General features: G+C 73.1%; 22 protein-coding genes. 12 read left to right on the forward strand and 10 right to left on the reverse strand.

What is annotated here, in order from left to right:
- The first annotated feature begins 112 nt into the window (after positions 1-112).
- Positions 113-1,252: a class III extradiol ring-cleavage dioxygenase family protein gene (locus tag QSK26_RS18095; protein ID WP_285776335.1), complete on the forward strand. Its 1,140-nt coding sequence runs from the start codon at positions 113-115 to the stop codon at positions 1,250-1,252.
- Positions 1,253-1,568: 316 nt separating this feature from the next.
- Positions 1,569-2,528 carry a DUF3800 domain-containing protein gene (locus tag QSK26_RS18100; RefSeq protein WP_285776336.1) on the forward strand — a complete coding sequence of 320 codons (960 nt, stop codon included), beginning with the start codon at positions 1,569-1,571 and terminating at the stop codon, positions 2,526-2,528.
- Between the two features lie 146 nt (positions 2,529-2,674).
- Here QSK26_RS18100 and QSK26_RS18105 read toward each other — a convergent pair whose 3' ends face one another.
- Complete coding sequence (locus QSK26_RS18105; protein ID WP_285776337.1) at positions 2,675-3,616, reverse strand: ribonuclease Z; 942 nt, start codon at positions 3,614-3,616, stop codon at positions 2,675-2,677.
- A gap of 103 nt (positions 3,617-3,719) precedes the next feature.
- Here QSK26_RS18105 and QSK26_RS18110 point away from each other — a divergent pair, with 103 nt between their 5' ends.
- The 6 genes from QSK26_RS18110 to QSK26_RS18135 all read left to right on the forward strand — a co-directional run bounded on the left by QSK26_RS18110 (position 3,720) and on the right by QSK26_RS18135 (position 9,942).
- On the forward strand, positions 3,720-4,250 hold the full coding sequence (locus tag QSK26_RS18110; RefSeq protein ID WP_285776338.1) for a methylated-DNA--[protein]-cysteine S-methyltransferase: 531 nt from the start codon (positions 3,720-3,722) through the stop codon (positions 4,248-4,250).
- A gap of 45 nt (positions 4,251-4,295) precedes the next feature.
- Positions 4,296-5,210, forward strand: a complete 915-nt coding sequence (miaA, locus tag QSK26_RS18115; RefSeq protein WP_285776339.1) for a tRNA (adenosine(37)-N6)-dimethylallyltransferase MiaA — start codon at positions 4,296-4,298, stop codon at positions 5,208-5,210.
- Positions 5,198-6,007, forward strand: coding sequence for a diaminopimelate epimerase (gene dapF / locus QSK26_RS18120; protein WP_285776340.1), 810 nt, complete (start codon positions 5,198-5,200; stop codon positions 6,005-6,007). Before miaA ends, dapF begins: the two co-directional genes overlap by 13 nt.
- A gap of 70 nt (positions 6,008-6,077) precedes the next feature.
- Entirely contained in the window at positions 6,078-8,366 is a 2,289-nt protein-coding gene (locus QSK26_RS18125; protein ID WP_285776341.1) for a tetratricopeptide repeat protein, read from the forward strand.
- 66 nt (positions 8,367-8,432) lie between these two features.
- Positions 8,433-9,191: an SDR family NAD(P)-dependent oxidoreductase gene (locus tag QSK26_RS18130; protein WP_285776342.1), complete on the forward strand. Its 759-nt coding sequence runs from the start codon at positions 8,433-8,435 to the stop codon at positions 9,189-9,191.
- Positions 9,192-9,267: 76 nt separating this feature from the next.
- Positions 9,268-9,942 (forward strand): HNH endonuclease family protein, encoded by a 675-nt coding sequence (locus tag QSK26_RS18135; RefSeq protein ID WP_285776343.1) that lies wholly within the window; start codon positions 9,268-9,270, stop codon positions 9,940-9,942.
- Positions 9,943-9,948: 6 nt separating this feature from the next.
- On the opposite strand, the gene QSK26_RS18140 is transcribed toward QSK26_RS18135, so the two are convergent.
- The 3 genes from QSK26_RS18140 to QSK26_RS18150 are packed head-to-tail and all read right to left on the reverse strand — an operon-like array spanning position 9,949 to position 12,334.
- Positions 9,949-10,347 carry a PepSY domain-containing protein gene (locus QSK26_RS18140; protein WP_285776344.1) on the reverse strand — a complete coding sequence of 133 codons (399 nt, stop codon included), beginning with the start codon at positions 10,345-10,347 and terminating at the stop codon, positions 9,949-9,951.
- 35 nt (positions 10,348-10,382) lie between these two features.
- On the reverse strand, positions 10,383-11,657 hold the full coding sequence (locus QSK26_RS18145; protein WP_285776345.1) for a HAMP domain-containing sensor histidine kinase: 1,275 nt from the start codon (positions 11,655-11,657) through the stop codon (positions 10,383-10,385).
- On the reverse strand, positions 11,654-12,334 hold the full coding sequence (locus QSK26_RS18150) for a response regulator transcription factor (protein WP_285776346.1): 681 nt from the start codon (positions 12,332-12,334) through the stop codon (positions 11,654-11,656). The genes QSK26_RS18145 and QSK26_RS18150 overlap by 4 nt, the downstream gene beginning before the upstream one ends.
- Before the next feature lie 93 nt (positions 12,335-12,427).
- Here QSK26_RS18150 and QSK26_RS18155 point away from each other — a divergent pair, with 93 nt between their 5' ends.
- Both QSK26_RS18155 and QSK26_RS18160 read left to right on the forward strand, forming a co-directional pair.
- Entirely contained in the window at positions 12,428-12,889 is a 462-nt protein-coding gene (locus QSK26_RS18155) for a hypothetical protein (RefSeq protein ID WP_285776347.1), read from the forward strand.
- A 115-nt stretch (positions 12,890-13,004) separates the two neighbouring features.
- On the forward strand, positions 13,005-13,796 hold the full coding sequence (locus QSK26_RS18160) for an SAM-dependent methyltransferase (protein WP_285776348.1): 792 nt from the start codon (positions 13,005-13,007) through the stop codon (positions 13,794-13,796).
- 7 nt (positions 13,797-13,803) lie between these two features.
- Here QSK26_RS18160 and QSK26_RS18165 read toward each other — a convergent pair whose 3' ends face one another.
- From QSK26_RS18165 to aceB, 6 genes are read right to left on the reverse strand one after another with little or no spacing between them, the layout of a single operon-like run.
- A complete protein-coding gene (locus tag QSK26_RS18165; protein ID WP_285776349.1) occupies positions 13,804-14,013 on the reverse strand; it encodes a DUF2277 family protein in 210 nt (69 codons plus the stop codon).
- A 51-nt stretch (positions 14,014-14,064) separates the two neighbouring features.
- Positions 14,065-14,823: an IclR family transcriptional regulator gene (locus QSK26_RS18170; RefSeq protein ID WP_502888718.1), complete on the reverse strand. Its 759-nt coding sequence runs from the start codon at positions 14,821-14,823 to the stop codon at positions 14,065-14,067.
- On the reverse strand, positions 14,820-16,127 hold the full coding sequence (locus QSK26_RS18175; RefSeq protein WP_285776350.1) for a (Fe-S)-binding protein: 1,308 nt from the start codon (positions 16,125-16,127) through the stop codon (positions 14,820-14,822). Before QSK26_RS18175 ends, QSK26_RS18170 begins: the two co-directional genes overlap by 4 nt.
- Positions 16,127-17,365: an FAD-binding oxidoreductase gene (locus QSK26_RS18180; protein ID WP_285776351.1), complete on the reverse strand. Its 1,239-nt coding sequence runs from the start codon at positions 17,363-17,365 to the stop codon at positions 16,127-16,129. The genes QSK26_RS18175 and QSK26_RS18180 overlap by 1 nt, the downstream gene beginning before the upstream one ends.
- Positions 17,365-18,825, reverse strand: coding sequence for an FAD-linked oxidase C-terminal domain-containing protein (locus QSK26_RS18185; RefSeq protein ID WP_285776352.1), 1,461 nt, complete (start codon positions 18,823-18,825; stop codon positions 17,365-17,367). The genes QSK26_RS18180 and QSK26_RS18185 overlap by 1 nt, the downstream gene beginning before the upstream one ends.
- A gap of 42 nt (positions 18,826-18,867) precedes the next feature.
- The gene (aceB, locus tag QSK26_RS18190) at positions 18,868-20,457 is read right to left on the reverse strand and encodes a malate synthase A (protein ID WP_285776353.1); all 1,590 of its coding nucleotides are present in this window, start codon (positions 20,455-20,457) and stop codon (positions 18,868-18,870) included.
- 219 nt (positions 20,458-20,676) lie between these two features.
- Here aceB and QSK26_RS18195 point away from each other — a divergent pair, with 219 nt between their 5' ends.
- Together QSK26_RS18195 and hflX are read left to right on the forward strand one after the other, a co-directional pair.
- Entirely contained in the window at positions 20,677-21,369 is a 693-nt protein-coding gene (locus QSK26_RS18195; RefSeq protein WP_285776354.1) for a DUF4097 family beta strand repeat-containing protein, read from the forward strand.
- 95 nt (positions 21,370-21,464) lie between these two features.
- Complete coding sequence (hflX, locus tag QSK26_RS18200) at positions 21,465-22,928, forward strand: GTPase HflX (RefSeq protein ID WP_285776355.1); 1,464 nt, start codon at positions 21,465-21,467, stop codon at positions 22,926-22,928.
- Positions 22,929-23,125 lie beyond the last annotated feature (197 nt).

Here is a 23,125-nt window from a genome sequence, read left to right on the forward strand (position 1 = left end):
TGCTCGGCCTCTGGTGGCCCGGCGGGCGGGCGGGGCCGGTGTCGGGGTGGGTGGGCGTAGCTGTGGCGTGGCTGCCGGTTGCCGGGGGGAGTGGGAGGGATAACGTGGAGTGGTGATCGTCGCCGCCGCCGTGTGCCCGTATCCTCCGCTGGTCGTGCCCGAACTCGCCGGGGACGCCGCCATCGAGCTGGACGGCCTGCGGGCGGCCTGCTCCCGGGCGATCCGAGGGCTCAGCAGATCGGGGGCGGAACGGCTCGTGATCGTGGGCGGAGCCGACCTCGCCGAGCCGACGCCCGGCCATCCGAGCCACCTCGGCGACCTCTCAGTTCACGTATACCTCCAGGGCCGGGAGGTGTTGGGGCGGGGCCAGGCGGGAGTGTCCGCACAGGGCGGAGGAGTGTCCGGGCGGGGCGGACCGGAGGTGTCCGCCTCGGGACCGGCGGGGGTGTTCAGGCCGGATCGGGGCGGTCTGTCCGGGCGGGATCGGATGGTTGGGGCCGAGTCGGACCATGAGACCGGGCCCGGCCAGATGGCGGGGATCAGGACGGACCACGTGGAGGGGACGGGGCCGGACCAGGTGGAGGGGGCCGGGCCTGGGCGGGTGGACGTGGTCGCCTATCCGGCGGAGGCGGCGGGGTCGCTGGCTCCCTGGGGTGTTGATGTCAGGGTCGGGGACGGGGCGCCCGTGTTGCCGTTGTCCCTGACCGTGGGGCGGTGGCTGGTCGAGCGGGAGCAGGTGGGGCCGGTCGCGGGGATGTGGTCGGTGGCGTACGACGCCGCGCCCGGCGTGTGCGCCGCACTGGGGGAGCGTCTGGCGGACTCCGCCGAGCGGGTGGCGCTGCTGGTGATGGCGGACGGGTCGGCCTGCCTCACCGAGAAGGCCCCGGGGTACCTCGACCCGCGGGCCCGCTCCTACGACGAACACATCCGGCACGTGCTGGAGACCGCCGACCTCGCCGCGCTGGCGGCCCTCGACCCGGCGGAGGCCGACGAGCTGTGGTTCGGCGGCCGGGCGGCCCTCCAGGTACTCGCCGGCGCCTGCCGGGCCGGGGAGCCCCGAGCCGGTGAGCCCCGACACGGAGAGTCCCACGCGGGAGAGCCGGGGGAGCCGAGAGAACCGGGGGAACCGGGGCAGCCGGACGCCGCCGGGCGCGTGGAGAGCGTGCCGAGGTTCCGCGAGCGGTCGGTCTACTACGAGGACTGCTACGGCGTGGGCTACTACGTCAGCCTGTGGACCCGGCGCGGCTGCTGATCCCGGCCGTGGGTCCGCCCACGGGCACGGCGTACGCCGGCCGACTGCGCCGCACGGCGCACCCCGCACGGCGCGCTCCGGGCGGACGCGCCGCTGGCAGGACAGACACGGTCACGCCGACGGTGACGCCGTACCCGAGGACGACGCCCACCGGACAGTCGATGGACGAGCACGATGCCGCCCGCCACCCGCGACACGCTCCCGGAACGCAGGCTCGGCGTACCCGGCGAAAACCGTTGCCGCCGGATGACCCCCCGTTGATAAAGTCGATGATCGACGCGTGAAGGGAACGCGCAAAAGGAAATCGAAAAGCTTTATGGGTGCGGAATTCCTGGAGATCGCCTGCGACGAGTCCGGGTCGGAAGGTGACCGGCTCATCGGCGGGAACACCGATGTGTTCGCGCACGCCGGGGTCCGGCTGAGCGGGGAATCGGCGGCGGAGTGCGTCCTGGAGTTGCGGCGGAGGATACGTTCGCCGGCGACCGAGTACAAAGCCGGCCATCTGCTCCGGGCGAAGCATCGAGGCGCGCTGGAATGGCTGCTCGGGCCGGACGGCCCCCTTCGCGGAAACGCCCGGGTGCATCTCGTCGACAAGACCTTTTACGCCGTGGGCAGGGTTGTCGAACTGGCCGTGGGAGAGTTCGGGGGGCCGGGGCGGGACGACGCCAGGGCGCTGGTGTTGTATCGCGAAGGCGGGCGGGTATTCGGCCGGGACCGGTGGCAGGCGTTTCTGGAGTCGTTCAACGACGTCATGCGCGGCAGAATGCCCACCGGGCCGTTCTTCCATATGGTCGGCGGTCTTACCGGCGGGCGGGGTCCGATAGGCGAGATCATGGAATCGCTCGCCGGGGCCGGGCCGCGCGCGGACGCCTTTCTCGCCAGGCTCGCCCACGAACCGGGGATGACGCCCGTCCTCAACCCGTTCGTCGGGGCCGTCATGCGGGCGATCGTGCACTGGGGGGCGGGGGAAAGGCCCGTCCTCCTCGTGCACGACGAGCATGACGCCCTGACCGCCCGGCGGATCGCACTGCTGGAGGAGACGTTCGCCGGGCCGTTCCCCGCGCCGAGACTGGCCGGTGTGCGGCTCGTCGACTCGCGCTCGGATCCGCGGGTCCAGGTGGCCGACTTCCTGGCCGGGGTGGCGCGCAAGATCGCGTCGGACGAGCTCGCCGGGCGCGGGGACGCGGACCTCACCGCGCTGCTCCGCCCGCACGTGGACGCGTCCTCGGCGTGGGGCGACGACCGCACCCGGGCCCTCCTGCTCCCCACACCGTGACGGCGGACCCGCGGGGGCTTCTCTCCACGCCGTGACGGCGGACCCGCGGGGGCCTGCGGAGGCTGGTGCTCACGTCGTGACGGTGGGCGAGTGGGGACCCGCCGAGGCTGCTCCCCACACCGTGACGGCGGTCCCGCTGGGACCGGCTACGTCGTGGCGGTGGGGCGTGGGGGTCTGGGGAAGGGGATGTGCTGGAGGTCGTGGGCGAGGGTGATCGGGCCGGGGTAGGTTGTGGCCGCCTCGGCGAGGAAACGGGGCTCGTCGGCGGCGTCGTAGCGCTCGGAGACGTGGGTCAGGACGAGGTGGCCGGCGCCCGCCCGGGCGGCGACGTGCCCGGCCTGCGCGGCGGTGAGATGGCCGTAACGCTCGGCGAGCTCCGCCTCGGCGGACAGGAACGTCGACTCGATGACCAGCAGGTCGGCGCCCTCGGCGAGGGCGTAGGCGTTGTCGCAGAGCCGGGTGTCCATGACGAAGGCGAAGCTCTGCCCGGGACGCGGCTCGCTGCACTCGTCCAGGGTGACGGTGACGCCGGCCGGGGTGGTGACGACGCCCTCGCGTTGCAGCCGGCCGACGAGGGGGCCGTGCACGCCGAGCGCGCCGAGCCGGTCGGGGAGCATGCGGCGCCCGCCGGGCTCGTCGAGGCGGTAGCCGTACGTGTCGATGGAGTGGGACAGCGGGCGGGCGGTGAGAGTGAGCGGGCCGGCGGGCAGGCTGGGGCGCGGTCCGGTGAGCGGATGCTCGGTGACGACGGCGGTGTCCAGGAAGGAGGTGGCGTGGCGCAGGCGGCGGTAGTACTCCTCGCCGGTCGCGGGGTAGGCGACCGCGATCGGGTGCGGCACGCCGTCGCGGGCGACGCGCTGGATGACGCCGGGCAGGCCGAGGGAGTGGTCGCCGTGCAGGTGGGTGACGCAGATCCAGGTGAGGTCGTGCGCGCTCACCCCGGCCAGCAGCATCTGCCGCTGCGTCCCCTCGCCCGGGTCGAACAGGAACCCCTCGCCGTCCCAGCGCAGGAGGTAGCCGTTGTGGTTTCGGTGCCGGGTCGGCACGGCGCTCGACGTGCCGAGGACGAGAAGTTCGCGAAGGGACACGGCCGCCATGCTACGGATGCCGGTACGCGGCGAAGGCCGTAGGCTCGCGAGGAAGGTCACGGTTTCCGCCGGTCTGCGGGGCCGGGAAGGGGGCATGGTCGCCATGGGGGGAACGGTTGCCTTCGGCTCCGTGCCGTCGCCGCTGGGACAGGTGGCAATCGCCATGACCGAGGACGGCGTGGCCGCCGTCGGCTGGCGGGACGACCCGGAGCGGCGGGCGCTGATCGCCGCGCGGCTCGGCGTGCCGGAGGTGCGCGACCCGGCCCGTACGGCGGGCGCCCGCGAGCAGCTGGCCGCCTACTTCGACGGCCGCCTGACCGCCTTCGACCTCCCCCTCGACTGGCGGCTGACGACCAGGGTCCAGCGCCAGGTGCTCGGCACGCTGTACGAGCGCGTGCCGTACGGCCGCGCGGTCACCTACGGCGAGCTGGCCGCGATGAGCGGCGGGGCGGTGCCGGCGCGGGCCGTCGGCTCGATCATGGGGGCCAACCCGATCCCGATCGTGGTGCCCTGCCACCGGGTGGTCGCGGGCAACGGCCTCGGCGGGTTCAGCGGCGGCGAGGGCGTGGAGTCCAAGCGGTGGCTGCTCACCCTGGAGGGCTACCTGCAGCCCATGCTCGACTGGGTGCTCTGACCCCGGCGGTACGAGGCACGCCCGGATCGTTGACAGACTTGGCCTGTGGGACAGCTACCAGTCATCGCCGTCGTCGGCCCTACCGCGGCGGGCAAGTCCGATCTCGCGGTCGATCTCGCGCTGAGACTCGGCGGCGAAGTGATCAACACCGACTCCATGCAGCTCTACCGCGGCATGGACATCGGCACCGCCAAGCTGTCCCCCGCCGAGCGGCGCGGCGTGCCGCACCATCTGCTGGACATCTGGGACGTCACGCAGACCGCGAGCGTGGCCGAGTACCAGCGGCTGGTCCGGCCGCTGATCGACCGGCTGCTCGCGCGGGGCGTCGTGCCCGTCCTCGCGGGCGGCTCCGGCCTCTACGTCCGGGCGGCGCTGGACGACCTCGACTTCCCCGGCACCGACCCGCTGATCAGGGCCAGGCTGGAAGAGGAGCTGGAGCGGCACGGCGCCGCGCCGATGTACGCCCGGCTGGGCGAGCTGGACCCGGTGGCCGCCGCCGCCATCCTGCCCGGCAACGGCCGCCGCATCGTGCGCGCGCTGGAGGTCATCGAGCTGTCCGGCCGGCCGTTCTCCGCCACGATGCCGTCCTACGACGCCGTCTACCCCAGTGTCCAGCTCGGGGTCGAGGTCCCCCGGCCGGTGCTGGACGAGCGCATCGCGCTGCGCGTGGAGCGCATGTGGCGGTCCGGTCTGGTGGCGGAGGTGCGCGGCCTCGCCGCCCAGGGCCTCGCGGAGGGCCGTACGGCGAGCCGCGCCCTCGGCTACGCCCAGGTGCTGCGGCAGCTCGCGGGGGAGTGGACCGAGGAGGCGGCCAGGGAGGAGACGGTGCGGGCGACGCGGAGGTTCGCCCGCCGCCAGGAGTCGTGGTTCCGCCGGGACCCCCGGATCACCTGGCTGCCCCAGGACGCGCCGGATCTTCTGGAACGCGCACTCGATAGGGTGGCGACATGCGGTTCTTGAAAGGGCATGGCACCGAGAACGATTTCGTCATCCTCCCCGACCCCGACAACGAGCTCGACCTCACCGGCGCCTTCGTGCGAGCGGTGTGCGAGCGGCGTTCGGGCATCGGAGCCGACGGCGTGCTGCACGTCGTGCGCACCAAGGCGGTGCCGGAGGTGGCCGACCAGGCGGACCGCGCCGAGTGGTTCATGGACTACCGCAACGCCGACGGCGGCGTGCCCGAGATGTGCGGCAACGGCACCCGGGTCTTCGCGCGCTACCTCGTGGACGCGGGCCTGGCCGCCCCCGGCGAGCTGACCATCGCCACCAGGGGCGGCGTGCGGCGGGTCCGGCTGGCGAGCGAGGGAGACGTCAGCGTCGAGATGGGCCCGGCCACGACGCTCGGCGAGAGCACCGCCACCGTCGCCGGGCAGGAGTACGCCGGGCTGCACGTGGACCTGGGCAACCCGCATCTCGCCTGCGTGATCGGCGACCCGGTCGCCCAGCTCGACCTGACCCACCAGCCGGGCTTCGACCCCACCGTCTTCCCGCACGGCGTCAACGTCGAGCTGGTCAACGCGGTGGGCCCGCGCCGGGTCGTCATGCGGGTCTACGAGCGCGGCTCGGGCGAGACCCGGTCCTGCGGCACCGGCGCGGTCGCGTCGGCGGTGGCCGCCGCCGCCCTCACCGGCGAGACCAGCGGCACCTGGACGGTGGAGGTGCCGGGCGGCACGCTCAGCGTCACGCTGACGGAGGAGACAACCTACCTGGCGGGCCCGGCGGTGCTGGTCGCGGCGGGCGAGCTTGACCTTTCCTAGATCACACGGCAAACGCGGCATGCCCGGAGGCGTTTGGGGCATGCTCGCCAACCTGGCAGACTGACTGCTCATGGACGTGGACATCTGGGCCTGGGTCGGCGACACCCAGCGGCAACTTCAGGAAGCCGGGAACGCCGGCCTGGCCATCGCCTTGAGCGATCTTCCCGCTCAGGCCTACGAGGGGCGATACTCCCAGCTCGACGTGGTGGCCCCGGCCATCGCGGGCCAGGCGGAGACGATGGAGCTGCCCTGGCTGGAGTTCTACGCCCGCTACTGGCACCTCGTCGGCCGGATCGGCGACCGCGCCCAGGGTGCGGTCGCCCTCGGCGACGCGCAGGAGCTGGTCGTGTTCGCCGAGCGCGAAGACGTGCGGGAGTGCCCCTCCGCGCCGGCCGCGCACGAGGCGCTCGCCGTCGCGCAGGCCAACGCCGACGGCCCCGGCTACGCCACGGAGCGGCTCACCCTGCTGGGCAAGGCGCTGGTCGGCGTCGAGCCGACCTCGCCGGCCTTCAGCGGCCTCACCGCGCAGTATGTCGCGGCGCTGCTCGACGGCGACCGCGCCGGTGAGGCGATCGCCTACGCCGAGTCGGCCATCGAGCGGCTGCGCGGCGCGGGGCGGGAGGCGAGCTGGGAGCTGGCCGCGTCCGCCACCCGCGCCCTGCTCGCCGCGGGCCGCGGCGAGGACGCGCTGACCGCCCTGCAGGCCGCCGCCGAGTTCAGGGCCGACGACCCGGTGGCCAAGGCGCACCGGGAGGGTGTCCTGCGCGCCCTGGTGCTCGGCACGCTCGGCCGTACCCGGGAGGCCGTGGAGGCGCTGCCCGATCTCGACGTGGTCGGCGACCACCCGCGTTCGTTCGTCGAATGGGCCAGGACCGTCCACCTGCTCGCCGACTCCGAGCAGATCACCAACACCTGGCAGCTCGGCCGCGTGCTGCGCCAGTGGATCGACTACTTCGCGATGATGGGCGGCTACCGCGCCCGGGTCGAGCTGGCGCTGATCGCCGGTGAGCTGGCGGTCGCCCGGCAGGGCGTGTGGCAGGCCAAAGCCCTCGCCGACATCGCCGACAGCGGTCTCGCCGAGCTGAGGAACACCGACGGCCTGCCGGAGCGGATCGCCGCGCTGCGCGCCGCCGCCGACGCGGTCACCGCGCCCGAGGCGCCCGGCCCGCTGCCCGAGCTGGTCGGCCTGTTCGACGCGGCCGACGGCTTCAACGCCGACCCGGAGCGCTGGGTCGGCTGGCTGACCCCGCTGTCCGGCAGCGACCTGGAGGCGACCCGGCGGCACACCACCACCCTCGGCTTCCTCGGCTACCCCTCGCGCGGCGCCGACATCTACTGGACGATGCTGGTCGAGGGGCCGGACGCCGACCTCGCCCGTGCCGCCGAGGACGACATCGCCTACCTGGCCGGCCTGCTCATCGAGGCGCGGCAGGACGAGCGGCTGGAGCAGTTCGCCGCGAAGCTGCCCGACGCGCAGCGTCACCTCACGCTGGCCCGGCTGCACCGCGCCCGCGACCGGTGGACCGAGACCCTCGCCGAGGCCGAGCAGGCGCTCGCCGGAGGGGCCGGCATCGACGCCCGCCGCCTGCTGGCCGGCGCCGCCCAGCAGCTCGACCAGAACGCCAAGGGCGCCCAGGCGCTCAGGGAGGCGCTCGACCAGGGCGAGGTGGAGGACGAGGACGTCTGGCGGATGATCGTCCTGGCCACGTCCGCCGAGGACTGGGAGACCGTCCGGGCCGGCGCCGCCAAGATCGGCATGCCGGTCGAGCCGGGCGAGGGTCCGATCGAGCAGGAGATGGGCCTGGTCCGGATCATCCTGCCCGCCCCCGACGGCAGCCAGCGCCAGGTCATCAGCGTGCGCACCGGCCCGGCCACCGCGCGCCTGGCCATCCCGCAGCCGCCCGGCATGGACTACAACGCCGGCGACCTGGTCGTCTTCGACCCGCAGCTCCTTGAGCCGGTTCCGGACGACCCGGAGGAGCGCGAGGGCTTCGTGCCGCCGTTCTCCGCGGTGCGGATGCTGCGTCCCGGCGGTTACACGAGCTGGTTCTTCGACGGCGCCGCGCCCTCGGAGCACGACTGGCACGAGTTCAACGAGGTGCTGGCCGAGCGCGGCTGGCCGATGTGGGTCTACAGCGACGAGAACTACACGGTCACCCATCCCACCAGCGGCGAGAGCCTGCCGGGCGTGTTCGGCTGGGTCGCGGTCCCGCCGGACGTGCAGGCGGTCGAGCTCGACGCGCTGCTCGACGACGCCACCGAGCGCTGGGTGCACCCGCTGGCCTGGCTCGACCTCGCCCGTGAGGTCGGCGTCGAGGTGGAGCGGCACGAGCACATCGTGAAGCAGTACGGCCTGTAGTCCCGCGGTCCCGGGCTCTGCCTAGAATCATGTTCGGCAGAGCTCCGGACCCCGGGAGGAACGCGCATGCTCGACCGATTCCGGCTGGACGGCAAGGTCGCCGTGGTGACCGGCGCGTCCGCGGGCCTCGGTGTCGCCTTCGCCAGAGGGCTCGCCGAGGCCGGCGCGGATGTCGCGATCGGCGCCCGCCGCAAGGACCGCCTGGAGGAGACCAGGCGCCTGGTGGAGGAGACCGGCAGGCGGTGCGTGGCGGTGGCCACCGACGTCTCCCGCCCCGAGGACTGCCAGGCGCTGGTGGACGCCGCGGTCGCCGGGCTGGGCGGAGTCGACATCCTGATCAACAACGCCGGGGTCGGTACGGCGGTGCCCGCGCTGCGGGAGGCCCCGGAGGAGTTCCGCCAGGTCGTCGAGGTCAACCTGCACGGCACCTTCTACATGGCCCAGGCGTGTGCCCGGGTCATGAAGCCGGGCTCCTCGATCGTCAACATCGGCAGCGTCCTCGGCGAGACCACGGCCGGGCTGCCGCAGGCCGCCTACAGCGCCTCCAAGGCGGCGGTGGCCGGCCTGACCCGCGACCTCGCCCAGCAGTGGACCGGGCGGCGCGGCATCCGGGTGAACTGCCTGGAACCGGGCTTCTTCGCCTCCGAGATGACCGAGCAGTATCCCGAGGGCTACCTCGACGCCCAGCTCGGCCGGCGGGTGCTGATGAACCGCGCCGGGGACCCGGCGGAGCTGGTCACGGCGGCGATCTTCCTGGCGTCCGCCGCCGGTTCCTATGTCACCGGTGCCGTCCTGCCGGTTGACGGCGGCATCCTGATCACCTGACATGGGTGGGTTTCTACCATTTCGTGGGTAGCCCTTTGCCTAGACTTGGAGCGATTCCACGATCTGGGGGTGGCGGGTGGGCGGCCGGAAGATCGCCGCGGGGGTGTTCGCGGCGATGATGCTCGCCGGGTGCGGCGCGCTGGAGACCGGGGTGGGCGCGCAGGACGGGAGCGGCGGGGGCGACGCCGCCGTGAACGTCAAGGAGGCGCGGGCCGACCTGGACCGGCTGGACGTCAAGGGCCGCGCCCCGATGACCGGCTACGACCGCGACGAGTTCGGCCCGGCCTGGTCCGACGTCGACCACAACGGCTGCGACACCCGCAACGACATCCTCAAACGCGACCTGGAGGGGGAGACCTTCAAGGAGGGCACGCACGACTGCATCGTGCTCACCGGCACCCTGGAGGACCCTTACACCGGCAAGACGATCGAGTTCGAGCGAGGCCAGGACACCAGCACCAAGGTGCAGATCGACCACGTGGTCGCGCTCGCCGACGCCTGGCAGAAGGGCGCCAGGAACTGGAAGGCCGACCGGCGCAAGGAGTTCGCCAACGACCCGCTGAACCTCATGGCGGTGGACGGACCGCTCAACGGCCAGAAGGGCGCGGGCGACGCGGCGACCTGGTTGCCGCCGCGCCGCGCCTACCGGTGCGCCTACGTCGCGCGCCAGATCGACATCAAGGCCGAGTACGACCTGTGGGTGACCACGGCCGAGAAGGCCGCGATGGAGAAGGTGCTCGACGACTGCTGAACCGGGTCAGTCGTCGTAGTCCCGCTTGAACTTGACGACCTTGCCGGTCTTCAGCGAGACGTAGACGTCGTACTCCCAGTTGCCCTTCTTCAGCTCGACCTGGCACACCCGGTGCCCGTGCTCCCACTCGCGTTCCACGTCGGTGACCCGGGCGCCGCCCGGGGCTCTCTTCTTGGCGATCGCCACGGCCTGCTTGCAGGTGATCGCCTGCTTGGCCGTCCCGGTCGTCACAGCGGTGGTCACGGCGGTGGTCACGGCGGTAGTCACGGCGGCCGTCCCGGCGGTGGCCGCCGTGGGGGTGGCCGCCGCGGGGGCGGCGGACATGGCGCCTGCGGCGGTCGCGCCGCCGGTCAGCACGGCCACGGTTCCGATTCCGAGGGCGATGAGCTTGCGTCGTGTGTTCATGCCCCCACAGTGCCGACGGGCGCGATAGCGGCGCGCTAGCCGATCGTTAAGCCCGCACTAAGGTCGGCGGGGAAGGTGAGGGTCACCCGGGCGCCGCCGTCCGGGCCGCGGCCGAGGGTCAGCGTGCCGCCCGCGGACTCGGCCGTACGGCGGGCGATGTCGAGGCCGAGGCCGGTGGATCCGGCGCCGCTGCTGCCGCGTTCCAGGCGTCCGGCGGGGAATCCGGGGCCCTCATCGAGGATCTCCAGCAGCACGCCCGGCGACAGCCGTACGGTGAGGGCGACGCCCTCGGGGGTGTGCGCGAAGACGTTGCCGAGCAGGGCGTCCACGCAGGCGGCGAGTTCCTCGGCGGCGACGGCGACGGGGAGCGGGCCGGGGTGCAGGTCCAGGGTGGTGGTGCGCTCCTGGTCCTCGGCCAGCGCCGACCAGAAGGCGACCCGTTCGGCCACCACGGCCGCCGCGTCGCAGTGCCGCCGCCCGCCCGACCTGCGTCTCGCCTCGTTGATCACCGCGCTCACGGCCCGTTCCAGGTCGTCCACCCGCGCGGCGATCATGGCGGCCTCCTCCGGGTCGCGCAGCGACTCGGCGTCCAGGCGCAGCCCGGTGAGCGGCGTGCGCAGCCGGTGCGAGAGGTCGGCGGCGTTCTCCCGCTCCTCGGCGAGCAGTTCGCCGATCCGCCCGGCGAGGCGGTTCAGCGCCAGCGCCATCGCGCGGGCCTCCTGCGGGCCGCCGGGCACGGCACGGGCGGACAGGTCCCCGGCGGCGAGCCGGTGCGACACCCGGGCCGTCGCCGCCATCGGGCGGATGACCGCCCTGGCGAGCCGGTCGGCCACGGCGGTGCCGATGCCGATCAGCGCCAGGCCGAGCGCCAGCATGCCGAGCCAGGTCTCCCGCACGCCGCGCATCAGGTCGGCGTCGGACAGGAACGTCCGGACCACGGCCGTGCCGCCGGCGTCCTGCACGGCGACGAGGATCTCCCTGCCGCCGGGCGCGGACGCGGTGAGGCTGCGCCCGCGGGCGGCCAGCTCGACCGCGGGAGTGCGCCGGGCGGGCGAGCCGGCCACGCCGCCGTCGGGCAGGAAGACCGTGATCGGGTGCCCGCTCGCCTCGGTCGCCCGCCGCGCCGTCAGCGCCAGCGTCTCGCGGTCCACCACGCCGACCGCGACCGCCACCGACTCGGCCTCGCCGGTCGCCTGCTCGACCGCCCCGTTCTCCGCGACCGCCCGCACCAGCAGCGCCAGCGGCACCAGCAACGCGATCAGCACCAGGGACGTCGTGGCCGCCACCAGGGCCGCCAGCCACCTCCTCACGCGGGTTCGACGAGCTTGACGCCGACGCCCCGGACGGTGTGCAGATAACGGGGGGACTGGGCGGTCTCGCCGAGTTTGCGGCGCAACCAGGACAGGTGCACGTCCACCGTCTTGTCCGCGCCGCCGTACGGCACCTGCCAGACCTCGGTGAGCAGTTCGCGTTTGCTCACCACCTCGCCGGGCCGGGCGGCGAGGTAGTGCAGCAGGTCGAACTCGCGCGGGGTGAGGTCCAGCGCGGCGCCCTCCAGGGTGGCCTCCCGGCTGCGCGGGTCGAGCCTGAGCGTCCCGACGGTCACCGAGGAGTCGGTACGGCTCTCGCCGGACCGCCGCAGCACGGCCCGGATGCGCGCGTCGAGCTGGGCCGCGCTGAACGGCTTGACCACGTAGTCGTCGGCTCCGGCGTCCAGCGCGCCCACCATCGCGGTGTCGCCGTCCCGGGCGGTCGCCACGATCACCGGGACGCCGCTGACGGCTCTGAGCATGCGCAGCATCTCGGTGCCGTCCAGGTCGGGCAGCCCGAGGTCGAGCACGATCAGGTCGGGGCGGTCTTCGACGGCCTGGCGCAGGCCGTCCAGGGCGGTGGGCGCGGAGGCGACGGCGTGACCCCGCTCGCGCAGCCCTCGGGTGAGCGCGGTGCGGATCGTCACGTCGTCCTCGACGAGCAGGACGTTCGACATTTGCCCCCAACCGTAGCTTTGTGTGACCTTTTCCTTAAGTCTCTTATCGTGCCCTTAACCGCTCCTTAGGGTTTCCTGGGGGAGGGTGGACCCGTGCAGAGGCGACTGGTGCTTGCCGTGACCGGCTGGATCGCCACCGCGGCGCTGGCCACGGGGGCGGGCGTGGGGGTCATCGGCCTGCTCGGGGAGTCGTTCAGCGATCCCGCCGGCCGCCCGCTCTCGGCCGAGGACGTGCGGCGGGAGCTGGCCGCGACCCCGTCCCCGCCCGCCCGGCCGGTCGTCACCCCGAGCCTTCCCGCGACCCCGGCGCCGGCCGCCTCTGGGGCCGTCAGCGACGTGATCTCCACCGAGGGCGGCACGGTGGTGGCGCGGTGCGAGGGCGGGCTGGTGACGCTGAGGTCGTGGACCCCGGCGCAGGGCTACCAGGTGGACGACGTCGAGCGGGGGCCCGCCGGCCGGGCGCGGGTCGAGTTCGAGGCCGAGGAGACGGATGTCAAGCTGGAGGTCCACTGTGGCCCCGGCAACCGCCCGGTGCACCGGGTGCACCTCGACTGACGCACCTTCCGATACGCCATTCGGCGCACGAAACCCCGCATTCAGCGCGGTTTTCGCAGAGCGTGCATAACCGATCGCATTATGGTTAGTATCGTGCCCAACGAGGGAGGGCGTCGTGACCGAAACGACACCTCGGGGGATCAATCCGAGCATTCCCAGTGCTGCTCGGATATATGATTATCTGCTCGGTGGTAAGGACAACTTCGCCGCTGATCGGGAGGCGGCGGAGCGCGTTCTCCGCACCATGCCCGAAGCGCGACTGTTGGCGCGGCACAATCGCGCCTTCTTGGGCAGAGCGGTACGTCATTGTGTCGATAACGGTATTACCCAGTTCATTGACATCGGCGCAGGACTACCGACCCGGGACAACACACATGACATCGCATCCGCGGTCAACCCGGACGTCCGGGTGGTTTATGTCGACAACGATCCGATAGTCATCAGCCACGGCCGCGCGCTGCTCGAAGAGGCCGGCCGGACCGCGGCGGTGCCCGGCGACGTGCGCAAGCCCGTCGACCTGCTGCACGAGGTCGCCCGGTGCGGTCTCATCGACTTCTCCCGCCCGTTCGCCGTGCTGCTGGTCGCGGTGCTGCACTTCGTGCCGGACGCGGCCGGCGCCGTCGAGCCGCTCAAGGAGGCGCTGCCGCCCGGCGGCATGTTCGTCGTGACCCACGGCGTGCGCGGCGAGCAGACCTCCCGCGAGGACGCGCGGGCGCTCCAGGCGGTCTACCGCCGCTCGACCACCCCCATCGTCGAGCGCGGCGAGGAGGAGGTGCTCGCGCTCTTCGACGGGCTCCGGCTGGTGCCGCCGGGGCTCGTGCCGCTGTGGGAGTGGCGGACTCCCGAGCCGCCGGCGCTCGACGAGCCGCCCGGCGGCATCGTGGGCGGCGTGGCCCGCAAGTCCTGAACCCGCCTCAGCCGCCGCGCACCTTCAGCGTGGCGAGCAGGTCGGCGGTGGCCGCGGTCACGGCGGCCACCGCGGCGTCGAACGCCTCGGCGTTGTGCGCGGCGGGCGCTCGGAAACCGGAGATCTTACGCACGTATTGCAGCGCGGCGGCCCGCATGTCCTCGTCGGTGACGGTCTCGGTGAACGGCGGGCGCAGGGTCTTGATGCTTCGGCACATGCCCCCATTGTGTGCCGCGCCCCCGACAGAACGACAACGACCGCGCGGCGGTCAGGTCGCCCTGGCGGCGCGCGGCGCGAGCTGGGTGCCGAAGTCGTGGGCGATCCTGCGCATGTGCCGGGCGAGCTCGTCCTGGTCGAGCGCGGTGATCCGCTCGGCCGGCCCGGAGATCGACATCGCCGCCACCACGCGGTCGCCGTCGTGCACCGGCACCGCGAGGCAGTGCACGCCCAGCTCCTCCTCGCCGAGGTCCAGCGCGTAACCGCGCTCCCTGGCCTGTGACAGGGCGCCGAGCATCTCGGTGTGCGCGGTGATGGTGTTCGCGGTCCTGCGCGGCATGCCGGTGCGCTCGATCAGCGCCACCACCTCGTCGTCCGGCCGGTGGGCCAGCAGGACCTTGCCCACGGCCGTACTGTGCGGCAGCACCCGCCGTCCCACCTCGGCGAACATGCGCAGCCGCCGCGGCGAGGGCACCTGCGCGATGTAGACGATGAAGTCGCCTTCGAGCACCGCGAGGTTCGCCGTCTCCCCCGACAGCTCTACCAGCCGGCTCAGGTACGGCCGCGCCCACGCCCCCACCATCCGCTCGGCCACCCCGCCCAGGCGGACCAGCCCGCCCCCGAGCGCGTAACGCCGGTCGGTCTCCTGCCGCACGTAACCCCGGGCGAGCAGGGTGCGCAGCAGCCGGTGGATCGTCCCGTACGGCAGGCCCGTGCGCCCCGCCAGCTCGGAGATCCCCGCCGAGCCTCCCAGGTCGGCCAGCGCCTCCAGCACGTCGAAGGCACGGTCGACGCTCTGCACACCGGTCAACCGGCCTCCCCTCGCCCCTCGCCGGTCAGCGCCCGCGGCCCCAGTCCGCGCAGGGACGCGTCGAGCACCTGGACCGTGTGCGCCACCGGGATCTCCTCCTTGCCCAGGCGGCGCAGCGCCGAGGTGATCTGCATCGTGCACCCGGGATTGGCCGACACCAGCAGGCCGGCCCCGGTCTCCAGCACCCGCTCGGCCTTGCGCTCGCCCAGCTCCCGCGCCGCCACGGGCTGGAACAGGTTATACGTCCCGGCGGACCCGCAGCAGACGGCCGACTCGGGAACCTCGCGCACAGTGAGCCCGGGGATCCCGGCCAGCAGCGAACGCGGCTGGGCGCGGACGCCCTGGGCGTGCGCCAGGTGGCAGGCGTCGTGGTAGGCGACGGTGACCGGCAGCGGGTGCCGCTCGGCCGCCGGGCCCAGCTCGGCGAGGAACTCCGCCACGTCCACGGTCCTGATCGCCCGCGCCCGCGCCGCCCACTCAGGATCCCCGGCGAGCAGTTCGGCGTAGTCCTTCATGGTCGAGCCGCAGCCGGCGGCGTTGACCACGACCGTGTCCACCCCGGCCCGCTCGAAACCGGCGATGGTGCGCCGGGCCAGCCGCAGGGCCTGCTCGTCGCGCCCGGAGTGCAGGGACAGCGCGCCGCAGCAGCCCTGGCCCCGCGGGATCACCACGTCGCAGCCCTCCAGCGCCAGCACCCGCGCGGTCGCGGCGTTCACCTGCGGGAAGAACTCGCCCTGCACGCACCCGGTGAGCATGCCGACCCGGGCCCGGCGCGGCCCGCGCGCCCGCACCAGCCGGGGCAGGCGGGGACGCGGCCCGGCGACCGGGGGCGCGAGATCGGCCATGACGGCGAGCGAGGGGCTGAACCTCGCCAGCCGGGGAGCGAGCGCGGCCCGCAGCGGCGCGCTCAGGCGCAGCGGCAGCCGCAGCGCGCGCAGCCGCCGGGGGTAGGGGAACAGCGCGAAGACGAGGGCGCGCAGCGCCCGGTCCTGCGGCTCGCGGGGGTGCTCCCGCTCGACCCTGGCCCGGGTCTCCTCGATCAGCCGGTCGTACCGCACCCCGGAGGGGCACGCCGTGACGCAGGCCATGCACCCCAGGCAGGCGTCGAAGTGCCCGGCCATCTCCGGGGTGATCGGGGTGCCCTCGACGTGCTGCTTCATCAGGTGGATCCGGCCGCGCGGCGAGTCCATCTCCTCGCCCCACAGCACGTAGGTGGGACAGGTGGGCAGGCAGAAGCCGCAGTGCACGCAGTCCTTGATCAGCTCTTCCATGAACGCGTCCCCGCGCTCGATCCCGTCCTCCATCAGATCCCTCCTGCCAGGCGGCCCGGCGACATCCGGCGGTCGGGGTCGAAACGCTCCCTGACCCGGCGCATCAACGTCATCGCGCCGGTGGCGCCCCACGGGTCCACCTCGCGTGCGAGCCCGGCGGGCGCGGCCAGCACGACGACCCGGCCGCCGTGCCGGGCAGTAGCGGCCCGCAGCTCCGTCACCCGGGCCGCGAACTCCGCCGCACCGCCGCCGGCCGGCACCGCGACCTGGAGCACCACGGAGGCCATCGACCCGCGCACGGCCGCGCCCGGCCACGCGGCGACGGCCCGCAGCGCGTCCGCCAGCCCGGTGGGCGCCAGCCGCAGCTCCAGCAGGACCTCCTCGCCCGGCGGGCGGCCCCACCATCCGGGCGCCTCCCGCGTCACGCTCACCGCCGTGCCCGGAACGTCGGCCACCGCCCGCGCCATGACGAGCATCGCCTCCGCCCGCTCGTCCGCGGCCACCCCCGCCACCAGGACGGCCACCTCGACGGGCCCTTCCCGGCCGGGCCGGTCCAGCTCCACCGCGGCCGGCTCGGCCTGGGAGGCGGCCAGCGCCAGGGCAAGGGGCTGGAGGCGGCCGGAGGAGGGCAGCGTCAGGCGGACCCAGCGGCTGAGCGGCGGCAGCGGGTGCAGCCGGAAGGTCGCCTCGGTGATCAGCCCCAGCGTGCCGTACGAGCCGGTGAAGAGCTTGCCGAGGTCGTAGCCCGCGACGTTCTTCACGACCTTGCCGCCGGATCGGGCGACGGTGCCGTCGGCCAGCACGACCGTGATGCCGATGAGCAGGTCGCGGGCGGTGCCGTAGCGGAACCTGCGCGGTCCGGCGGTCGCGGTGGCCAGCGTGCCGCCCACGGTCGCGCCCTTGAACGCGGCGTCCAGGGCCAGCTCCTGCCCGCCCTCGGCCAGCACCCGGGACAGCTCCCCCAGGGTGACACCGGCCTGGGTCCTGACCACCATGTCACCGGCGAGGTGCTCGGTGATCCGGTTCATCCGGCGGGTGTCCACCAGCAGGTCGCACCGCTCGGGCGGGCGGCCCCAGCGCAGTTTGGTGCCGCCGCCCACCGGGACGACGGCGAGGTCGTGCTCGGCGCAGGCCCGCATCAGCGCGGCGGCCTCGCCGGTGGACTCGGGCAGCGCCACCCAGCGCGGCGCCGCTCCCGCGGCCGTGTCGCCGGCGGTGGCCTCCCTGACCGCCACCCCGGTCTTCTCCAGCGCCTCCAGCGTCGCCGTCATCAGAACTGCTCCGCCTGCCCGGAGGCGACGAGCGGATGCACGCCCCTGCGCACCCCCGGCACCTCCCCGCACAACCGCGGCGTCGGGAAGACCTTGCCCGGGTTGGACAGCCCCGCGGGGTCGAACGCGCACCGCACGAGCTGCATCGTGTCCAGGTCCTCCGCGGAGAACATCCTCGGCATGTAACGCGCCTTGTCCACCCCGACGCCGTGCTCGCCGGTGATCGAACCGCCGTGCTCGATGCACAGGTCGAGGATCCGGCCCGAGACGATCTCGGCGCGCTCGCCCGCGCCCTCCTCGGCGTCGTCGAACAGCACCAGCGGGTGCAGGTTGCCGTCTCCGGCGTGGAAGACGTTGGCCACCCTGATGCCGTGCTCCTCGGCCAGCCGGTCGATGCCGGCCAGCACCCTGGGCAGCGCCGTGCGCGGCACCACGCCGTCCTGCACGATGTAGGCGGGGCTGATCCTGCCGACCGCGGCGAAGGCCGACTTGCGGCCCCGCCAGATCGCCGCCCGCTCGGCGGGATCGTCCGCCGTGCGCGTCTCGAACGCGCCGCTCGCCCGGCAGATCCGGGTGACCTCGCCGTACTGGTGGCGCACCTCCTCGGCCGGGCCGTCCAGCTCGACGATCAGCACCGCGCCCGCGCCCTGCGGGTAACCGCAGCTCACCGCCGCCTCGGCGGCCTCGATGGCCAGCGCGTCCATCATCTCGATCGCGGCGGGCACGATCCCGGCGCCGATGATCTCCGACACGGCGACGCCGCCCGCCTCGGTGTCGGCGAACGCGGCGAGCAGCGTGGTGACCGTCTCGGGGGTGCGCGACAGCCGTACCGTGATCTTGGTGGCGATGCCGAGCGTGCCCTCCGAGCCGACGAAGGCGCCGAGCAGGTCGTAGCCGGGGTCGCGGGCGTCGAGCTCGACGACGTCGCCGTCCGGGGTGACGATCTCCAGGGCCTCGATGTGGTTCACCGTGAAGCCGTACTTCAGGCAGTGGGCGCCGCCGGAGTTCTCGGCGACGTTGCCGCCGATCGAGCAGACCTGCTGGCTGGAGGGGTCGGGCGCGTAGTAGTAACCCTGGGCGCGGACGGCCTCGCTGATCGCCAGGTTCGTCACGCCCGGCTCCACCACCGCCCGCCGGTTGTCCAGATCGACCTCCAGGACGCGGCGCATCCTGGAGGTCACGATCAGCACGCCGTCGGTGCGCGGCAGCGCCCCGCCGGACAGCCCGGTCCCGGCGCCGCGCGCGACGAACGGCACGCCGTACTCCGCGCAGAGCCGGACCACGGCGGAGATCTCCCCGGCCGTCCGCGGCAGCACCACGACGCCCGGCACGGCCCGGTGGTAGGTCAGGCCGTCGCACTCGTAGGTGCGCAGCCGGACCGGGTCGGTGATCACCGCCTCGGGTTCGAGCACTCCGGAGAGGCGGGCGGCCACCTCCCGCAGCGGCGTCGTCAGGGTCATCTCTCCTCCGGTCGCTCGGGTCTCCTTACGATCCTGCCCCGCTCAGGGCATGCGCGCATAGGCGGGGAGGGTGAGGAACTCCGCGAAGTCGTCGTCCAGGGCGACCTCCTTGAACAGCGTCGCGGCCTCCTCGAAGAGGTGCTCGTCGTAGCCGGGCTCGGCCTTGATCCGGTCGAGCTCCTCGGCGATGATCCGCTCGACCAGGTCGCGGGTCACCACCGTGCCGGTGTCGGCCAGCTCGATGTCGTTGTGGATCCACTGCCAGACCTGCGAGCGGGAGATCTCGGCGGTGGCCGCGTCCTCCATCAGGTTGTGGATGGCGACCGCGCCGAGGCCGCCCAGCCAGGCGGCGAGGTAGCGCAGCGCCACGTCCACGTTGTTGCGCAGGCCGGTCTCGGTGATCTGGCCCGGCGTCTCGGACACCGCCAGCAGGTCGGCGGCGGACACCTGGACGTCCTCGCGCAGCCGGTCGAGCTGGTTGGGCCGGTCGCCGAGCACCGAGTCGAACACCTCCCGGCAGATCGGCACCAGGTCGGGGTGGGCCACCCAGGAGCCGTCGAACCCGTCGCCCGACTCGCGGGTCTTGTCGGCCCTGACCTTCTCCAGGGCCACCTCGTTCACCTCGGGGTCGCGGCGCGAGGGGATGAACGCCGCCATGCCGCCGAGCGCGTGCGCGCCGCGCTTGTGGCAGGTGCGGACCAGCAGCTCGGTGTAGGCGCGCATGAAGGGCGCGGTCATCGTCACCGAGTTGCGCTCGGGCAGCAGGAACTCCCTGCCCCGGGTGCGGAACTTCTTGATGACGCTGAACAGGTAGTCCCACCGGCCCGCGTTGAGTCCCGCGGAGTGCTCGCGCAGCTCGTAGAGGATCTCCTCCATCTCGAACGCCGCCGGGTACGTCTCGATGAGCACGGTCGCCCGGATGGTGCCCCGGGGGACGCCGAGCAGCTCCTGCGCCCGGACGAAGACGTCGTTCCAGAGCCGCGCCTCCTGGTGCGACTCGATCTTGGGCAGGTAGAAGTACGGCCCGCTGCCCCGGGCGATCTGACGCCGGGCGCAGTGGAAGAAGTAGAGGGCGAAGTCGAAGACGGATGCCGAGACGGGGGCGCCGTCCACGAGCAGGTGCTTCTCGTCCAGGTGCCAGCCGCGCGGCCGGACGACGATGGTGGCCAGTTCCTCGTCGGGGCGCAGCGTGTAGCTCTTGCCGCCGGTGGAGAAGTCGATCGCGCGGTCCAGCGCGTCGCGCAGGTTGAGCTGGCCGCCCACGCAGTTCTCCCACAGCGGGGAGTTGGCGTCCTCGAAGTCGGCGAGCCAGACCTTGGCGCCGGAGTTCAGGGCGTTGATCGTCATCTTCTTGTCGACCGGGCCGGTGATCTCCACCCGGCGGTCCGTCAGGCCGGGCGCGGGCTCCGCCACCCGCCAGGAGTCGTCCTCCCTGATGTGCTTGGTCTCGGCCAGGAAGTCGAGCGTGCCCCGCGCGGAGAGCTCCGCCTGCCTGACCTGGCGCGCCTGCAGCAGGTCGAGCCGCCGCGCGCCGAACTCGCGCTGGAGCGCGGCCACGAAGGCCAGCGCCTCGGGCGTGAGGATCTCGTCGTATCGATCGAGGACCGGACCGGTGATCTCAACGGCGTCCATGAGCTGCCTTTCCGCTATGTGGAAAAACGATTCTGGATTATGGAAGTGACGCTACTTCATGGCTTTTGGGGGGTCAAAGACCGGGTACCCGCCTCCCGCTCAGGGGCGAGCCGGGGATGGCCCGGGGGCGTCCCTGATGCCCGGCGGGCACGCGGTCCGCCACTCTTGGTGAGGACGGACGGCCTACCCGAGGGGACCGAGGGAAACACGATGAGACGCATGGCGACCGCCGGAGCGGTACTGGGCGCAGGACTCCTCCTGACCGGCTGCGGCCTGGACGGCGTCGGCGGGCCGGCCAAGGAGGACGTCGTCGGCTACGACGTCAAGGGCGCGGTGACCGCGCTGGAGGTGAAGACCGGCGCGGGCGACATCGTGGTCAACGAGTCCGACCGCACCGGGCTGCGGGTCACCGAGACCCTGCACTGGCGGGGCGACGCCCGCCCGGAGACCGAGCACCCGGTGGACGGCGCCAAGCTCACTCTCGGCTACGCCTGCCCCGACCGGTTCGGGTTCGGCGAGTGCTGGGTGGACTACAAGGTCGAGGTGCCCCGCGGGCTCGACGTGGACGTGGACACCGGCTCGGGCCGGCTCACCCTGCGCTCCATCTCGGGCACCCTCGTCGCCTCCACCGGCTCGGGCGACATCGAGGCCGGCGGGCTGGCCGTCAAGCGGGTCGTCGCCGAGACCGGCTCCGGCACCGTGGACCTGGGATTCTCCGCCGCCCCCGACGACGCGCGCGTCGAGACCGGCTCCGGCGACGCCACCGTACGGCTGCCGCAGGGCGCCTACGCCGTCACCGCGGAAAGCGGCGCGGGTGATGAGAGGATAGAGGTGACCGACGACGATTCGGCCCCGCGAAAGGTGGACGTGTCCACCGGTTCCGGCGACGCCAATGTGTTGAAAAATCAGTGATCGCGGCGATAACCAGGTGAGCTTCCGCGGGTGGCGTGTCACCATCGGGGAAGACACCACGGTGTTCGGACGTTGATTTCACAGAGATGACATTTATGCAGAACGATTCCCGTGCTCGCTTCACCCGTGACGACCGCAGCCGGCTGGACGACCTGGAGGCCACCACGGCCGACGTCCCCGAGACCGGCGAGCTCGACCTGGAGGACCGTCAGGCGCTACGCCGGGTGGCCGGCCTGTCCACCGAGCTTCAGGACATCACCGAAGTCGAGTACCGTCAGCTTCGACTTGAGCGGGTCGTCCTGGTCGGTGTCTGGACCTCGGGAAGCGCGGCCGACGCGGACAACTCCCTCCTCGAACTCAAGCTCCTCGCCGAGACGGCGGGCTCGGAGGTGCTGGACGGCGTGATCCAGCGCCGCCAGCGGCCCGACCCGGCGACCTACATCGGCTCGGGCAAGGCCGTCGAGCTGCGCGACATCGTGGCGGCCTCCGGCGCGGACACGGTGATCTGCGACGGTGAGCTGACCCCCGGCCAGCTCCGCCAGCTGGAGGAGGTCGTCAAGGTCAAGGTGATCGACCGCACCGCGCTGATCCTCGACATCTTCGCCCAGCACGCCCAGAGCCGCGAGGGCAAGGCCCAGGTCGAGCTGGCCCAGCTCCAGTACCTCATGCCGCGGCTGCGCGGCTGGGGTGGCAACCTGTCCCGGCAGGTCGGCGGCCGGGCCGCCGGCGGCGTCGGCATCGGCGGGCGCGGCCCCGGTGAGACCAAGATCGAGCTGGACCGGCGGCGGATCCGCGAGCGGATGTCCAAGCTGCGCAGGCAGATCAGCGGCATGTCCACCGCCCGCGAGACCAAGCGCACCAGGCGGCGGGGCCGCGAGGTGCCCGCGGTCGCCATCGCCGGCTACACCAACGCGGGCAAGTCCTCGCTGCTCAACCGGCTCACCGGAGCCGGCGTGCTGGTCGAGGACGCGCTGTTCGCCACGCTGGACCCGACGGTCCGCAGGGCGCGCACGCCGGAGGGCCGGCTGTTCACGCTCGCCGACACCGTCGGCTTCGTGCGGCACCTGCCCACCCAGCTCGTCGAGGCGTTCAGGTCCACGCTGGAGGAGGTCGGCGAGGCCGATCTGATCCTGCACGTGGTGGACGGCTCGCACCCCGACCCCGAGTCGCAGCTCGCCGCCGTGCGGGAGGTGCTGGCCGACATCGAGGCCAACGACCTGCCCGAGATCGTGGTGATCAACAAGGCCGACGCCGCCGACCCGGTGGTGCTGGCCAGGCTCACCGCCAGGGAGCGCCGCAGCGTCGTGGTCTCCGCGCGCACCGGCGCGGGCATGGACGAGCTGATGGCGCTCATCGAGCGCGAGCTGCCCAGGCTCGACCACGAGGTCCGCGTGCTGGTGCCCTACGACCGGGGCGACCTGATCTCGCGGGCGCACAAGGAGGGCGAGGTGCTGTCGGTGGAGCACACCGGAGACGGCACCGTGCTGCACGCGCGTGTGCTGTCCAGCCTGTTCGGCGACCTCGACCGGTTCGCCAAGCCGATCGAGACGGTCTCCTAGCCCCGGATCGCGACGGGCGGGCCGCCGGTGCCGTACGACACCGGCGGCCCTTCCCGTGCGCCGGAAACTTCGCGCTGGGCGGCAAATGCGACGGTGGTCGTACATGCCGGGGATTGCTACTATTGCTCAAGCCTCGCGACCCCATTCTGATGCAGGTTTCGCATGACGCTTGCTGTGAGTCGTGGTGCTTGCCGGAT

Origin of the sequence: Microtetraspora sp. NBRC 13810, assembly GCF_030268685.1 — a bacterium.
GTDB lineage: Bacteria > Actinomycetota > Actinomycetes > Streptosporangiales > Streptosporangiaceae > BSRQ01.

Excerpts from the sequence above, each read along its gene's own strand:
- QSK26_RS18100 (WP_285776336.1), top strand. The coding sequence starts at position 1,569 with ATGGGTGCGGAATTCCTGGAGATCGCCTGCGACGAGTCCGGGTCGGAA.
- QSK26_RS18110 (WP_285776338.1), top strand. The coding sequence starts at position 3,720 with ATGGGGGGAACGGTTGCCTTCGGCTCCGTGCCGTCGCCGCTGGGACAG.
- dapF (WP_285776340.1), top strand. The coding sequence starts at position 5,198 with ATGCGGTTCTTGAAAGGGCATGGCACCGAGAACGATTTCGTCATCCTC.
- QSK26_RS18125 (WP_285776341.1), top strand. The coding sequence starts at position 6,078 with ATGGACGTGGACATCTGGGCCTGGGTCGGCGACACCCAGCGGCAACTT.
- QSK26_RS18130 (WP_285776342.1), top strand. The coding sequence starts at position 8,433 with ATGCTCGACCGATTCCGGCTGGACGGCAAGGTCGCCGTGGTGACCGGC.
- QSK26_RS18140 (WP_285776344.1), bottom strand. The coding sequence starts at position 10,347 with ATGAACACACGACGCAAGCTCATCGCCCTCGGAATCGGAACCGTGGCC.
- QSK26_RS18150 (WP_285776346.1), bottom strand. The coding sequence starts at position 12,334 with ATGTCGAACGTCCTGCTCGTCGAGGACGACGTGACGATCCGCACCGCG.
- QSK26_RS18165 (WP_285776349.1), bottom strand. The coding sequence starts at position 14,013 with ATGTGCCGAAGCATCAAGACCCTGCGCCCGCCGTTCACCGAGACCGTC.
- QSK26_RS18175 (WP_285776350.1), bottom strand. The coding sequence starts at position 16,127 with ATGGAGGACGGGATCGAGCGCGGGGACGCGTTCATGGAAGAGCTGATC.
- QSK26_RS18180 (WP_285776351.1), bottom strand. The coding sequence starts at position 17,365 with ATGACGGCGACGCTGGAGGCGCTGGAGAAGACCGGGGTGGCGGTCAGG.
- QSK26_RS18185 (WP_285776352.1), bottom strand. The coding sequence starts at position 18,825 with ATGACCCTGACGACGCCGCTGCGGGAGGTGGCCGCCCGCCTCTCCGGA.
- aceB (WP_285776353.1), bottom strand. The coding sequence starts at position 20,457 with ATGGACGCCGTTGAGATCACCGGTCCGGTCCTCGATCGATACGACGAG.
- QSK26_RS18195 (WP_285776354.1), top strand. The coding sequence starts at position 20,677 with ATGGCGACCGCCGGAGCGGTACTGGGCGCAGGACTCCTCCTGACCGGC.
- hflX (WP_285776355.1), top strand. The coding sequence starts at position 21,465 with ATGCAGAACGATTCCCGTGCTCGCTTCACCCGTGACGACCGCAGCCGG.